Origin of the sequence: Polaromonas sp. CG_23.6, assembly GCF_029892315.1 — a bacterium.
Classification (GTDB): Bacteria; Pseudomonadota; Gammaproteobacteria; order Burkholderiales; family Burkholderiaceae_C; genus Polaromonas.
The window spans coordinates 3,784,511-3,798,063 of sequence record NZ_JARXUY010000001.1; the positions used below are offsets into that span (position 1 = coordinate 3,784,511).

Sequence of the window (13,553 nt, forward strand, 5' to 3'; positions counted from 1 at the left end):
CCATGCCCAGAACAACATTCCGCAGTGCAGCACTGTTCGAGCGCGCCCAGAAACTGATTCCGGGCGGTGTCAACTCGCCAGTACGGGCATTCAAGGCTGTGGGCGGCACACCGCGTTTCGTGCAGCGGGCGAAGGGCGCCCACTTCTGGGACGCCGACGGGCAGCGTTACATTGACTACATTGGCTCTTGGGGGCCAATGATTTTGGGCCATGGCCATCCCGCCGTGCTGGAAGCCGTGCAAAAAGCCGTGCTGGACGGTTTTTCGTATGGCGCGCCGACCGAACGCGAAGTCGAGATGGCCGAGGAAATCGTCAAGCTGGTGCCGTCCATCGAAATGGTGCGATTGGTCAGCTCCGGCACTGAGGCAACAATGAGCGTGATCCGGCTGGCGCGTGGTGCCACCGGTCGCAACAAGATCGTCAAGTTCGAGGGTTGCTACCACGGCCACTCCGACGCGTTGCTGGTCAAGGCCGGGTCGGGACTGGCAACCTTTGGCAGCCCGACCAGCGCGGGTGTTCCGGCCGAGGTGGTCAAGGACACCTTGGTGCTGGAATACAACCACATCGCCCAGCTCGAAGAGGCTTTTTCACTGCATGGCCGGGAGATTGCCTGCCTGATGATCGAGCCGATTGCTGGCAACATGAACTTTGTGCGCGCCAGCGTGGCCTTCATCAAACGTTGCCGCGAACTCTGCACACAATACGATGCGCTGCTGGTTTTCGATGAGGTAATGACCGGTTTCCGCGTTGCGTTGGGCGGCGCACAAAGCGTTTATGCGCAAAGCATTCCCGGCTTCCAGCCGGATCTGACTGCGCTGGGCAAGGTGATTGGTGGCGGTATGCCAATGGCAGCCTTTGGCGGAAAGCGCGCGGTGATGGCGCATTTGGCGCCTCTGGGCGGCGTCTACCAGGCCGGCACGCTGTCGGGCAACCCGATTGCCACAGCCTGCGGCCTGGCCACGCTGCGCGAAATCCAGAAACCGGGTTTTTACGACGCACTGGGGGTGCGCACGCGCAGCCTGGTGACCGGCCTGACGGATGCAGCACACCAGGCCGGCGTGCCTTTTTGTGGCGACAGCGAAGGCGGCATGTTCGGTTTTTTCCTGCTGGGCACACTGCCGCAAAACTATCCGCAGGTCATGAAGACCGACGGCCTGGCTTTCAACCGCTTTTTTCACGCCATGCTGGACAGCGGGGTGTACTTCGCGCCAGCACTCTTCGAAGCCGGATTTGTCAGCGCCGCACACACGGCCGAGGACATCGAAGCCACCGTCGCAGCAGCCAGCAACTTCTTTAAGGCATCCGCAGTCTAATCAACCAAGCCAGCCAGGCTGCCTATGGCAGAGACGGCTGCGACAACACCCAACCCGCCAGTGCCACAGCGTCGGCTTCGCTCACCCGTGTTTGGCGCGGCATGACGACGCGTCCCCAGGTGCCGACACTGCCATTGCGAATTTTGGCAGCCAGCCGGGTTGCTGCCTGCGCATCGCCCTGATAACGCGCGGAAATTTGCGCAAACCCAGGCCCGACCTGTTTGCGCACCAGGCCATGACAAGTCATGCACCCGTAGTCGCTGGCCAGCGCCTGCGGCGGCGTTAAAGGCTGTGCAGAAGTTTGCGCCACAACCGTCAGGCTGTTGCCCAGCAACAAGGCAACTGCCGTCAAACGCAGACACAACAGCCCTGGGGGGCATGGCCGCCCGAACCGTCCCGCAAAGCGCAAAACGGGTTGCATACGCTCAATGCCTGAAATGACGCACGCCGCTCAGCACCATGACCACGCCGCGCTCGTCGGCGGCATCAATCACTTCCTGGTCACGCATCGAGCCACCGGGCTGGATCACGCATGTCGCGCCTGCATCGACCACCACATCGAGTCCATCGCGGAACGGGAAAAAAGCGTCGCTGGCCACCGCCGTGCCCTTGAGCGACAGGCCGGCATGCTCTGCCTTGATGCTGGCAATGCGGGCTGAATCCAGGCGGCTCATCTGGCCGGCACCGACACCCATCGTCATGCCGCCGGCGCAGAACACGATGGCGTTGGACTTGACGTACTTGGCGACGGTCCAGGCGAACAGCAAATCCTGCAACTGCTCAGGCGTGGGCTGCAGCTTGCTGACGACCTTCAGGTCGGACAGCGCCAGCTCGTGGTTGTCGGCGGTTTGCATCAGGAGGCCCGAGCCGACGCGCTTGATGTCGATCAGGTTGCGGCCCTGCTCCCAGGCGGTCGCACCGCCGGGCGGCAGGTCGATCTGCAAGATCCGCACGTTGACCTTGGTCTTGAACACTTCCAGCGCCTCGGGCGTGAAGCCAGGGGCCATCAGTACTTCAACGAACTGCTTCGAAATTTGTAGCGCGGCACGCCCGTCTAGTGTGCGGTTAAGGGCAATAATGCCACCGAACGCCGAAGTCGGGTCGGTTTTGAAGGCTTTGCTGTAGGCTTCCAGCGCATCCACGCCGACGGCCACGCCGCAGGGGTTGGCATGCTTGACGATGACGCAGGCTGACTCGGCAAAGCTCTTGACGCATTCCCAGGCGGCGTCGGCGTCGGCGATGTTGTTGTACGACAGTTCCTTGCCCTGCAACTGTTTGGCCGTCACCAGCGAGCCGGGCGCCGGATGCAGGTCGCGGTACAGCGCGGCCTGCTGGTGCGCGTTTTCGCCGTAGCGCAGGTCCTGCAGCTTGGTGAACTGGCTGTTCGACTGGCCGGCGAACAGCGAGCGCTCGGGCACATAGGCCGGCGACAGCTTGGCGGCGATAAATGTGACCGACGTCAGGTAGTCGCTGATCGCGCCGTCGTACTGGCTGATGCGGTTGAACGCGGCGACCGACAGGGCAAACTTGGTGGCATCCAGCAGCTTGCCATCGGCCTGCAGTTCGGCCAGCACGCCGGCGTATTGCGAGGCGTCGGTCAGCACGCCCACATCTTTCCAGTTCTTGGCCGCCGAGCGCACCATCGCCGGGCCGCCAATGTCGATGTTTTCGATGGCGTCCTCCAGCGTGCAACCGGGCTTGGCCACAGTGGCTTCAAACGGGTAGAGGTTGACCACCAGCAAATCAATGGTGTCAATGCCGTGCGTTTGCAGCGCTGCCATGTGCTCGGGCAGGTCGCGCCGGGCCAGCAGGCCGCCGTGAACTTTCGGGTGCAGCGTCTTGACGCGGCCATCGAGCATTTCCGGAAAACCGGTGTGGTCGGCCACCTCGGTCACGCTCAAGCCCGCATCGGCCAGCAGCTTGGCGGTGCCGCCGGTCGAGAGCAGCTTGATGCCCAGCGCGTGCAGCGCCTGGGCAAATTCAAGGATGCCGGTTTTGTCGGAAACAGAAATCAGGACGTTCATGGGCTTCTTTGTTGAAAATGCAAAAGTGCGGAAAAACCCGCACCTAAAAAAATGGAATGGCGCCGCTGGCTTACTTGATGAGCTTGTGCTCGACCAGCTTCTTGCGCAGCGTGTTGCGGTTCAGCCCCAGCCATTCGGCGGCGCGCGACTGGTTTTGCTCGGCATGCTGCATGACCACTTCCAGCAGCGGCTTTTCAACCACCCGGACCATCATGTCGTACATGCGGTCGGGCGCCGTGCCGCCGAGGTCAGTGAAATAGCCTTCCAGACTGGTGCGCACACATTCCTCCAGATTTATTTTGCTCATAGTGCAGCTTCTTCCTTGTTTTTATCGTTGTTCATCTGTTCATCTGACGAGGAATCATGGCCATGGGAAGCCGCCGGAATGCGGTCCATGTCCGCGCCAAGGCCATCAAAAAATTCGTTCACCGCGTCCAGTTGCGCCTGGCAGTCTTCCAGCCCGTTCATCCGGCCGCGAAACGCCTCGCCGCCCGGCAGGCTTCTGACGTACCAGCCGATGTGCTTGCGCGCCGTGCGCACGCCCGAGTAATCACCGTAGAGCTGGTAATGGTCGAGCAAATGGTCGAGCAGCAGGCGCTTGACGTCGGCAACCAGCGGCGGCGCCAGGTGGCTGCCGGTCGCCAGGAAATGCGTCAGTTCACGAAAAATCCATGGCCGGCCCTGCGCTGCGCGACCCACCATCACTGCATCGGCGCCGGTATAAGCAAGCACGTCGCGCGCTTTTTCAGGGCTGCTGATGTCGCCATTGGCCACTACCGGGATGCGCAGCGCGGCCTTTACCTCGGCGATCGTGTCGTATTCCGCCAGGCCCTTGTAGCCCTGCTCGCGGGTGCGACCGTGCACGGCGATCATCTGCACACCGGCGCTTTCGGCAGCGCGGGCGATCGTCAAGGCATTTTTATGGGTTTGCGCCCAGCCGGTGCGCATCTTCAGCGTGACCGGCACACCATGCGGCGCGCAGGCACCTACCACCGCCTCGATGATCTGCAGCGCCAGGGTTTCGTCCTGCATCAGTGCCGATCCGGCCCATTTGTTGCAGACTTTCTTGGCTGGACAACCCATGTTGATGTCGATGATCTGCGCACCACGGTCCAGGTTGTAGGCGGCAGCGTCGGCCATCATCTGCGCGTCGGTACCGGCAATCTGCACCGCAATCGGGGCGGCTTCCCCGTCATGGTTGGCGCGGCGCGAGGTTTTCAGCGTGTCCCACAAATCACGGCGCGACGTGACCATCTCGCTGACCGCATAACCCGCGCCGAGCTTTTTGCAAAGCTGGCGAAACGGCCGGTCCGTGACGCCGGCCATGGGCGCTACAAACACATTGTTTGCCAAGGCATAGGGACCGATGTTCATGGAGGAAGTGAAAGCCTGGAGTTGCTGAAAAAGGAGGCACGATTGTAACTGCCCAAAATTTCAGCACCTGAAATCCGGGCGGGGAATTTGCAAATCCAGACGCCGGCTTTCAGCGCCTGGCCTGCCTATACTCAGGCCCGTATGGAAACCTGGATACAACACCTGATCGAACTGCTGGCCCTGCCTGAATTCGGGCTGAGCACGGTATTTATCGTCTCTTTCATCTCGGCAACCTTGCTGCCGCTGGGCTCGGAGCCGGTGGTCTTCGGGCTGGTCAAGCTCAACCCGGCAATGTTCTGGCCTGCCGTCCTGGTCGCCACCGCCGGCAACACGCTGGGTGGTGCGCTCGACTGGTGGCTGGGTTTTGGCGCGCACCGGGTGGCCGACAAGTACACGCATTCATCGCACCATGGCCGCGCCGTGCGCTGGCTGGAAAAGCTTGGCCCCAAGGCCTGCCTTCTGGCCTGGCTGCCGGTCGTTGGCGACCCGCTGTGCGCCGTGGCTGGCTGGCTGAAGTTTCCGTTCTGGCCCTGCCTGGCGTACATGGCCATCGGCAAATTCATGCGCTATTTTTTGATGACCGGCAGCCTGATCTGGGCATTTCCCGGCGTGATCGGCGCTTGAACCCGGTTTAAAAGCGCTCGTAGGGCATCAGGTAGCGCCACTGTCCCGGCGGCAGCTGGCTCAGCGGCATGCGGCCGACGCGCAGCCGCTTCATTGCCGTGACCTGCAGCCCGACGCTCTCGCACAGGTAGGCGATCTGGCCGGGCATCTCGCCCTTGAGCGCAAAACGCAGCCGCGCCTCGCTTTGCCAGCTCACCTTGGCCGGCGGCAACAGTGCGCCCTGATAGGTAAAGCCATGGTCGATGCGGTTCAGCCGTTCCAGGCCGCCAGGCTTGATGTCGCCGCTGACCTCGACCACCACTTCGTGCTCCAGCACCCGGGCGTCCTCGCGCAGCTTGCGGGCCACGCGCCAGTCACCGGAAAAAACCACCAGGCCACTGGCCGCCGTGGCCAGCGGCGTGACGAGTTCAGAGCTTGAAAAATGCTTTTTCAACGGCCGAATGCCCGAGCGGTCGGCGGGTGCGTGGTTGCCGACAATCAGCAACTGTGCGGCGGTTTTAACACCGGCATCGCCGCTGGCATGGGCGGCGTCACGCGATTCATAGCCCGCCGGCTTGTGCAGCAGGATCGTCACCGGCGTGAGCGCCAGCAGGCTGGCGTCAGGCGCCAGCACGATGGACTGGTTCTGGACGCGGAATTGGGGCTCTTCCACCACCACGCCGTCTACCGTGACAAAGCCGCCTTCGATGTACTGCTCGGCCTCGCGGCGTGAGCAAGCCAGCATGTCGGCGAGGCGTTTGGCGAGTCGTACCGGTTCGGTCATGGCTGCAGGCGTCCTGGTGTGTCCGGTTGAAATCAAACTAATGCTATCAAATAAATAGCTGCTTATGCCCGTTTATATTGCGCAAACAGCTTATATGGCTTAAAAAATGTAACCACTCAGATCGATTTTCAGATTAAATCGCAATGGCATCAGCCTCTGTCATTTCGGGCCAGACCCGGGGGCCATGGATTGCGGATCAAGTCCGCAATGACCAAAGAGGATACGAAGAGCCTCGATAAAATTGAGTAATCACTGAAAAAAATGAGCAGCGCCGGACTCTTTCCCTTGTCGCCCGCTCCGGCCCGCTCAGGAACTGAACAAAAAGTTCATCACGTCGCCATCCTTGACGACGTATTCCTTGCCTTCGGCGCGCATCTTGCCCGCGTCCTTGGCGCCCTGCTCGCCCTTGAAGGTGATGAAGTCGTCAAAGGCGATGGTCTGGGCACGGATGTAGCCCTTTTCAAAATCGGTGTGAATCACGCCAGCGGCCTGCGGGCCGGTGTCGCCGACATGAATCGTCCAGGCGCGCACCTCTTTCACGCCGGCGGTGAAATAGGTCTGCAGGCCCAGCAGGGTGTAGGCGGCGCGAATCAGGCGGCTCAGTCCCGGCTCGGTCTGGCCGAGTTCTTCGAGGAACATCTGACGGTCTTCATCGCTCATCTCAGCCATTTCGGCTTCCATCTTGGCGCTGATGGCCACCACCGGCGCGTTTTGCGACTGGGCATAGGCCTTCAGGCGGTCCAAAAACGGGTTGTTTTCAAACCCGTCCTCGGCCACGTTGGCTACAAACATCGCGGGCTTGGCGGTGATCAGGAAGAACTGCTGCAAGAGCGGCAGCTCGTCCTTGCTGAAGTCCAGCGTGCGCACCGGCTTGGCTTCGTTCAGCGCGGTCTGGCATTTCTCCAGAATCGCAACCAGCTTGGCCGAATCCTTGTCGCCCGAACGCGCCAGTTTGCCGACGCGGTGCAAGGCTTTTTCGACAGCGGCCAGGTCGGCCAGGCAAAGCTCGGTCTGGATCACCTCGATGTCGTCGATCGGATCGACCTTGCCGGAGACGTGAATCACGTTGTCGTCTTCAAAGCAGCGCACCACGTTGACGATGGCGTCGGTCTCGCGGATGTGCGCCAAAAACTTGTTGCCCAGGCCTTCGCCCGTGCTGGCGCCAGCGACCAGTCCGGCAATGTCGACGAACTCGACAATCGCGCGCTGGACTTTCTGCGGATTCACGATTGCCGACAGCGCATCCAGGCGCGCATCAGGCACTTCAACGATGCCGACATTCGGCTCGATGGTGCAAAAAGGGTAGTTTTCCGCCGCGATGCCGGCTTTGGTCAACGCATTGAACAGGGTGGATTTTCCGACGTTGGGCAAGCCAACGATGCCGCACTTCAAACTCATCAATATTCCTTAGAAATCATTACCCGCCAGGCTCCAGGCGATGCCGTGGAGTGACCCGGCGTGGACCCGCAGAAGATGTCAAGGCTGGGAACAACCCGTCACGGCCCCAGGCTTGCGCCCGCTTTTGTACCGGGTTTTTACCCGGCAAGAACATCGGCGATTGTAATGAGTCGTCCAATCCAGGTTCGCGCGCCGGCCGACTGGTGGCCAACTGGTGATCACGGGCAGGAATCAATCAAACCGGTAGTTCGCGCCGACCGGCTGGCCCACCTTGAGCAGGTGTTCGATGCCGGCCAGCACGATGGTGTTCATGCCAAAGGTCACCGCGCCCTTGAGCCGCGCATCCTGGCGATAGCCTTGCAGCAGGTCGCCCACCGCATGGCTGCTGATGGCGGTGGCCGGGTCGATGCCGGGAATCGGGCAGCGCGCACACGGCTTGACCGGCTTCAGCCGGACCAAGCCTTGCGCAGTGGTGATTTGGATCAGGTCGAGCCGGTCTTCGTCGTGCGGCGACAGAAGCGGTTCGCCCGGCGCATCGCCGAGCACAATGTTGGGCCGAAAGCGCTCCATGCCGACGGCAGCAAAGCCCTGGGCCGTCAATTTTTCATTGAACCGGTCCAGCGACGCCTGGCTGATGACCAGCAGCGGATAGCCGTCGCTGAACTGGTTCAGCGCCAGGGTGCCGCCGGTGTCGTCCAGATTGCTGACGCGCAGGTGGTCCGGGTCAAAGCGCACCAGCCGTGCGGCAATGCCCAGGAAATCGGTGAACCACTGGGCGGCAATCGGTCCCATGTCGAAGGCCGCCACGTCGTCGTTCCAGATCGTGACCCGCGCGCGGGTTTCGACCCGGTCCAGCGCGATGTGCAGCGCCAGCATGCCGGGGGCGCGCAGGACCATTTCGTAAGTTTTCAGTTGCGGCTGGATGAGCGCCATGCGCGGGAGTTCGCGCTGCGTGAGGAAATTGCCGTCGCCGTCCACCACCATCCAGGCGCGGTCGAATTCCAGCCCGGTGTCCAGCAACAGGGCTTGTTCCACGCGCACGCCGGCGCAGGATTTGACCGGGTAGACAAACAGCCCGGCAATGCGGGCGGCCAGATCGCAAGGTCCAACCGGCGCTGCAGCGTCTGTGGTGTCCAGCACGGAAGCATTCATTGAATCGTTCACGTCTTGTCCAGTTGTTGCGGTTGTCAAGGCTGCAGCAGGGAAATGGCATACGCTTTGCCCTTCACACTGGCCCTGCAAAGCGCTGATTCTGCACTCACTCCTAAAATGAGGCATGTCCAAAACTTTTGATGTCTGTATTCGCGGCGACGGCGTGGTGGGCCGCACCCTGGCGTTGTTGCTGGCGCGCGAGCGCCTGCGCGTGGCGCTGGTCAGCCAGCCGCAGCCAGCGGAAGAAGAATTGCCCTCTGCCGATGTGCGCGCCTATGCGCTGAACAGCGCTTCGCGCAAGGTGCTGGAGGCGCTGCGGGTCTGGCCTGACGCGCCGTTTGCCACGCCGGTCCGTGAAATGCAGGTCTGGGGCGACGACGGCGGCCAGATTGATTTCACCGCCGACAGCGTCGCGCAAGACGCACTCGCCTGGATCGTCGATGTGCCGGCGCTGGAGCAGCAGCTGATCCAGGCGGTGCGCTACCAGCCGCAGATCGAACTGGTGACTGCGCCAGCCAAAGCCGCGCTGACGGTGATTTGCGAAGGCAAGAAAAGCACCAGCCGCGATGAATTCGGCGTGCAGTGGACGGTCAAGACTTATGCGCAAAAAGCGATTGCCGCACGGCTCGATGCCAACCTGCCGCACCAGGGCATTGCGCGCCAGTGGTTCGTGAACGGCGACATCGTGGCGCTGCTGCCGCTGGGAGGTGACGACGGGCGCGCCGTGGCGCTGGTCTGGTCGGCGTCGCTGAAGCATGCCGAGGCGCTGGAGCACATGCCGCCTGAACAGTTCTGTGCGGCCCTGCAGGCCATTTGCGGGCCCGAGGCAGGCCAGTTGATCTTGACCAGCGACCGGGCCACCTGGCCACTGGCGCTGTCCAACGCCGACCGATGGACTGGCAACGGCTGGGCGCTGGCGGGTGACGCGGCGCACACGGTGCATCCGCTGTCGGGCCAGGGGCTGAACCTGGGACTGGCCGACGCCGCCTGCCTGGCTGGCGTGCTGGCGCAGCGCGAATATTGGCGCGCCCTCGGCGATGAAAAATTGTTACGCCGCTACGAGCGGGCGCGCAAGGCCGATGTGGCCGCCATGGGCGCAGTGACCGACGGACTGTATGGCCTGTTCGCCCAGTCCGACGAGCGCTGGCAGGCGTTGCGCAACTGGGGCATGAAAGGCTTTGCGCGCAGCAGCCTGCTCAAGCGCTGGGTCACGGGGCAGGCCGCCGGCCTGTGACTACTCTTAAGAATTCGTTGAACAACAGGAACCTCATGAAACACCATCGACTGACTGTCAGCCTCAGGCTGGCAGGACTTGCCGGCCTGCTGGCCTGCACCCTGGGCTCTGCGCTGGCGCAGGAAGCCGTGATTCGCAAGAACCTGGCCGATCGGTTGCCGACGCTGTCGAAAATCGACGAAGTCAGCAAGACGCCGATGAACGGTCTGTATGAAATTCGCGTCAACGAAACCGATATTTTCTACACCGATGCCGAAGGCAATTTCCTGATCCAGGGCAACCTGATCGACACCCGTGCCAAACGCAACCTGACCGAGGAACGCGCCGAGAAACTCAACGCCATCGACTTCGATGCCTTGCCGCTGAAAGACGCCTTTACCCAGGTACGCGGCAACGGAAAACGCAAGCTCGCCGTGTTTGAAGACCCCAACTGCGGTTACTGCAAACGCTTCGAGCGCGACCTGCAAAAGGTCGACGATGTAACCATTCACACCTTTCTGATTCCCATCCTCAGCGCGGATTCGGTGGAAAAGTCGAAAAACATCTGGTGCTCAAAGGACAAGAACAAAGCCTGGCTCGACTGGATGGTGCGCGACCAGCCCGCCGCCAAGGCCAGCTGCGACACGTCCGCGCTGGAACGCAACCTGGCCTTCAGCAAGAAATACAAGATTACCGGTACACCAACGGTATTTTTTGCCAATGGGACGCGTGTGCCAGGCGCCATCAGCGCGCAAGAAATTGAAAAGCAGCTCGCCAGCGCCGCAGGCAAATAAACTCCAGGCCGAATGATTATTCGGGTCTTTATAAATAAATAATGACGGTCGCGCCCGTTCTGCGGGCGTGCATAGCTATCATTTTTATATTCAATCAGCCTGCCAAATTGTCGCGATCAGCACGGCCCTGGCAGGGTCTGGCGAAGAAAGCTGCATGTGGTCATTGAATTACTGATTCTGTTCGGCAAAAGCTTTCTGTTTGTGCTGGCAGCATTGCTGCCCATCCTGAATCCGGCGGCAACGGCGCCCATCTTCCTGGGACTGACCGAAGGCGCCTCGATCAGCACCCGCGCGCTGCTGGCCAGGCGCATAGCGCGCAACATGTTTGCGTTGATGGCCGGCTCAATGCTGGTGGGCTCGTATGTGCTCGATCTGTTTGGCATTTCGCTGCCGATTGTGCGCGTGGGCGGCGGCTTGATCGTTGCCGCCAATGCCTGGCGCTTGCTCAACGCCAGCCATGCCGGGGACGACAGGCGTACCGAACTGGCCGAATCGTTCACGGTCGAACATGCTCGCCGCCAGGCTTTTTACCCGCTGACCTTTCCCATCAGCTGCGGCCCGGGCTCGATTGCCGCAGCCATCACCGTGGGCGTGTCGTTGCACGACCAGAAGCTGGCGCTGTCGCTGGCGCGCATGGGCGGCGGCGTGCTGGCACTGTTTGTCATTGGCATCGTGCTGTACCTGGCGCTTCACTATGCGCAGCGCCTGCTCAAGCCGCTGGGCGATGCGGGGTCGGTGATTTTTCTGCGCCTGTCGGCCTTCATCCTGCTGTGCCTGGGCGTGCAGATTGTCTGGGATGGCCTCGAAGAGCTGTTGCGCAACGTGATCCAGCCACAGGCCTTCACCTGACGCCCAACGGGCGCGGCGCCAGTTGGATTATCCTTGCAGGCCTATGCCCGCCTTGACGCCCACCCCCTCCCCAGCCCCCTCCCCCATCCCGAAAATCCCGACGTCCAAGAATTCCAGCAAGCCAGCCCCGGCGTTGACCGCGCTTCACTATTGCGTCGAGATTGGCGACCTGCATGCCCACCTTTTTCAGGTCACGCTGACGATTGCCAGGCCCGCCGCGCTGCAGCGCGTGTCGCTGCCAGTGTGGATTCCGGGAAGTTACCTGGTGCGCGAGTTTTCCAAAAACCTGCAGAATCTGCAGGCGCACCAGGGAAGCCGCAATCTGCATCCCCTGGCCGTTGAACAACTGGACAAATGCAACTGGCAGATCGCCTGTGCCCCGGACCGTGCGCTGGTGCTGCGCTACCAGGTGTATGCGCACGACAACTCGGTGCGCACCGCCTGGCTGGATGCTAGCCGCGGCTTCTTCAACGGCACCAGCGTCTGCCTGAAAGTCGAAGGCCAGGAGGCCAAGCCGCATGTGATGGAAATTCCTGCCGCCAAGGCCATCGACGGCTGGTCGCTGGCTACCGGATTGATGCCGCAAACCATCGACAGCCGGGGCTTCGGTCGCTACCAGGCAGCCGACTACAACGAACTGGTCGACAGCCCGGTTGAAATGGGCGCATTCTGGAGCGGCAGTTTTACCGCGCGCGGGGTGCCGCACCGTTTTGTCGTGGCAGGCGCGGCAGACAGCTTCGACGGCGCGCGGCTGCTGGCCGACACACAAAAAATCTGCGAGGCAGAAATCCGCTTCTGGCACGGCAACCGCAAACCGCTGCATCAAAACTACCTGTTCATGCTGAACGTGGTGGATGACGGCTATGGCGGACTGGAGCACCGCAACTCGACAGCCCTGATCTGCAACCGCAAAGACCTGCCGCGCCAGGGCGATGCCAAGACCTCCGACGGCTACGCCACGCTGTGCGGCCTCATCAGCCACGAGTATTTCCACACCTGGAACGTCAAGCGGCTGCGCCCGGCCGAGTTTGAACACTACCGGTATGGCCAGGAAAACTACACCGAACTGCTGTGGTTCTTTGAAGGCTTCACAAGCTATTACGACGACCTGCTGCTGCGCCGCGCCGGGCTGCTGGACAATGCCGGCTACCTGAAGCGGCTGACCACCACCGCCAACCAGGTGGCGCAAGCGCCCGGGCGGCAGGTGCAGTCCGTGGCCGAGGCGAGTTTTGACGCCTGGGTCAAGTACTACCGTGCCGACGAGAACACGCCGAATGCAACGATCAGCTACTACACCAAGGGCGCGCTGGTCGCCCTTTGCCTGGACCTGACGCTGCGCAGCGAAGGCCGCACGACGCATGAAAAAACACTCGACGACGTGATGCGCGCGCTGTGGAAGCGCTGCAAGGCCGGCCCGATGCGCGAGCTGGATGTGGCCGCCGTGCTGGAATCGCTGGGCCTGCGTTCCTTTGCGCCCGAACTGGCCGCCTGGGTGCATGGCCGGGACGAGTTGCCGCTGAAAATCTTGCTGGAGCAGCATGGCGTGGCGGTACTGGATGAACCGGCGCAACTGGCCCAGCGGCTGGGCCTGCGCGTCGCTGAGAACCACAGCATCCAGGTCAAGACCGTGCTGCGCGGTGGCGCGGCCGAACAAGCCGGTTTTTCGGCTGGCGACGAATGGCTGGGGCTGGAGTTGATCAGCAAGCCGGTTTCAGCCAAAACGGTCCCGCAACCAAACGCGGGCTGGCGCCTGAGCAAGCTCGATGACCTGCTGCTGTATGCCGGCCATGCCACAAAAGTCATTGCGCTGGTGGCGCGCGACAAGCGCCTGCTTCGGCTTGAACTGACCTTGCCGCCGGCGACCACGACCTGGCGGCTGGCTGTCAGGAACGAGGCGCGGGTCAATGAATGGCTGGCTCCAAGCGGCAAATCAGCCTGATTTGCCATCTCGACGTACAGATGGTTCTGTGAATTTTGCTACTGAATCAGTAGCTGCTCGTGTATATCAGACCTGCGCAAATGGTCTATTTGATGCTTAAAATTTGTTTG

13 protein-coding genes are annotated in these 13,553 nt (G+C 61.8%); 6 read left to right on the forward strand and 7 right to left on the reverse strand.

Annotated features, from left to right (window positions below):
• The first annotated feature begins 2 nt into the window (after nucleotides 1-2).
• Nucleotides 3-1,313, forward strand: coding sequence for a glutamate-1-semialdehyde 2,1-aminomutase (gene hemL / locus H4V98_RS17910; protein WP_231374546.1), 1,311 nt, complete (start codon nucleotides 3-5; stop codon nucleotides 1,311-1,313).
• Between the two features lie 22 nt (nucleotides 1,314-1,335).
• Here hemL and H4V98_RS17915 read toward each other — a convergent pair whose 3' ends face one another.
• From H4V98_RS17915 to dusB, 4 genes are all read right to left on the reverse strand, one after another.
• The gene (locus H4V98_RS17915) at nucleotides 1,336-1,650 is read right to left on the reverse strand and encodes a c-type cytochrome (protein WP_231374547.1); all 315 of its coding nucleotides are present in this window, start codon (nucleotides 1,648-1,650) and stop codon (nucleotides 1,336-1,338) included.
• A gap of 88 nt (nucleotides 1,651-1,738) precedes the next feature.
• The gene (gene purH, locus H4V98_RS17920; RefSeq protein WP_280757774.1) at nucleotides 1,739-3,337 is read right to left on the reverse strand and encodes a bifunctional phosphoribosylaminoimidazolecarboxamide formyltransferase/IMP cyclohydrolase; all 1,599 of its coding nucleotides are present in this window, start codon (nucleotides 3,335-3,337) and stop codon (nucleotides 1,739-1,741) included.
• Nucleotides 3,338-3,407: 70 nt separating this feature from the next.
• A complete protein-coding gene (locus H4V98_RS17925; protein WP_196862117.1) occupies nucleotides 3,408-3,644 on the reverse strand; it encodes a helix-turn-helix domain-containing protein in 237 nt (78 codons plus the stop codon).
• Nucleotides 3,641-4,711 (reverse strand): tRNA dihydrouridine synthase DusB, encoded by a 1,071-nt coding sequence (gene dusB / locus H4V98_RS17930; RefSeq protein WP_196862116.1) that lies wholly within the window; start codon nucleotides 4,709-4,711, stop codon nucleotides 3,641-3,643. The genes H4V98_RS17925 and dusB overlap by 4 nt, the downstream gene beginning before the upstream one ends.
• 141 nt (nucleotides 4,712-4,852) lie before the next feature.
• On the opposite strand from dusB, the gene H4V98_RS17935 reads away from it, so the two are divergent.
• Nucleotides 4,853-5,335 carry a YqaA family protein gene (locus tag H4V98_RS17935; protein WP_196862115.1) on the forward strand — a complete coding sequence of 161 codons (483 nt, stop codon included), beginning with the start codon at nucleotides 4,853-4,855 and terminating at the stop codon, nucleotides 5,333-5,335.
• 7 nt (nucleotides 5,336-5,342) lie between these two features.
• Here H4V98_RS17935 and H4V98_RS17940 read toward each other — a convergent pair whose 3' ends face one another.
• From H4V98_RS17940 to H4V98_RS17950, 3 genes are all read right to left on the reverse strand, one after another.
• The gene (locus H4V98_RS17940) at nucleotides 5,343-6,098 is read right to left on the reverse strand and encodes an rRNA pseudouridine synthase (RefSeq protein ID WP_196862114.1); all 756 of its coding nucleotides are present in this window, start codon (nucleotides 6,096-6,098) and stop codon (nucleotides 5,343-5,345) included.
• Between the two features lie 306 nt (nucleotides 6,099-6,404).
• Nucleotides 6,405-7,496 carry a redox-regulated ATPase YchF gene (ychF, locus tag H4V98_RS17945; protein ID WP_196862113.1) on the reverse strand — a complete coding sequence of 364 codons (1,092 nt, stop codon included), beginning with the start codon at nucleotides 7,494-7,496 and terminating at the stop codon, nucleotides 6,405-6,407.
• Nucleotides 7,497-7,727: 231 nt separating this feature from the next.
• Complete coding sequence (locus H4V98_RS17950) at nucleotides 7,728-8,648, reverse strand: MOSC N-terminal beta barrel domain-containing protein (protein WP_280757864.1); 921 nt, start codon at nucleotides 8,646-8,648, stop codon at nucleotides 7,728-7,730.
• A 124-nt stretch (nucleotides 8,649-8,772) separates the two neighbouring features.
• Here H4V98_RS17950 and H4V98_RS17955 point away from each other — a divergent pair, with 124 nt between their 5' ends.
• The 4 genes from H4V98_RS17955 (at nucleotide 8,773) to H4V98_RS17970 (ending at nucleotide 13,443) form a co-directional block, all read left to right on the forward strand.
• Nucleotides 8,773-9,882, forward strand: a complete 1,110-nt coding sequence (locus H4V98_RS17955; protein ID WP_196862112.1) for an FAD-dependent monooxygenase — start codon at nucleotides 8,773-8,775, stop codon at nucleotides 9,880-9,882.
• 35 nt (nucleotides 9,883-9,917) lie between these two features.
• Nucleotides 9,918-10,655 carry a DsbC family protein gene (locus H4V98_RS17960; protein WP_196862111.1) on the forward strand — a complete coding sequence of 246 codons (738 nt, stop codon included), beginning with the start codon at nucleotides 9,918-9,920 and terminating at the stop codon, nucleotides 10,653-10,655.
• Nucleotides 10,656-10,811: 156 nt separating this feature from the next.
• Nucleotides 10,812-11,504, forward strand: coding sequence for a MarC family protein (locus tag H4V98_RS17965; protein ID WP_196862110.1), 693 nt, complete (start codon nucleotides 10,812-10,814; stop codon nucleotides 11,502-11,504).
• A 94-nt stretch (nucleotides 11,505-11,598) separates the two neighbouring features.
• Nucleotides 11,599-13,443: a peptidase M61 gene (locus H4V98_RS17970; protein ID WP_280757865.1), complete on the forward strand. Its 1,845-nt coding sequence runs from the start codon at nucleotides 11,599-11,601 to the stop codon at nucleotides 13,441-13,443.
• Nucleotides 13,444-13,553: the final 110 nt, after the last annotated feature.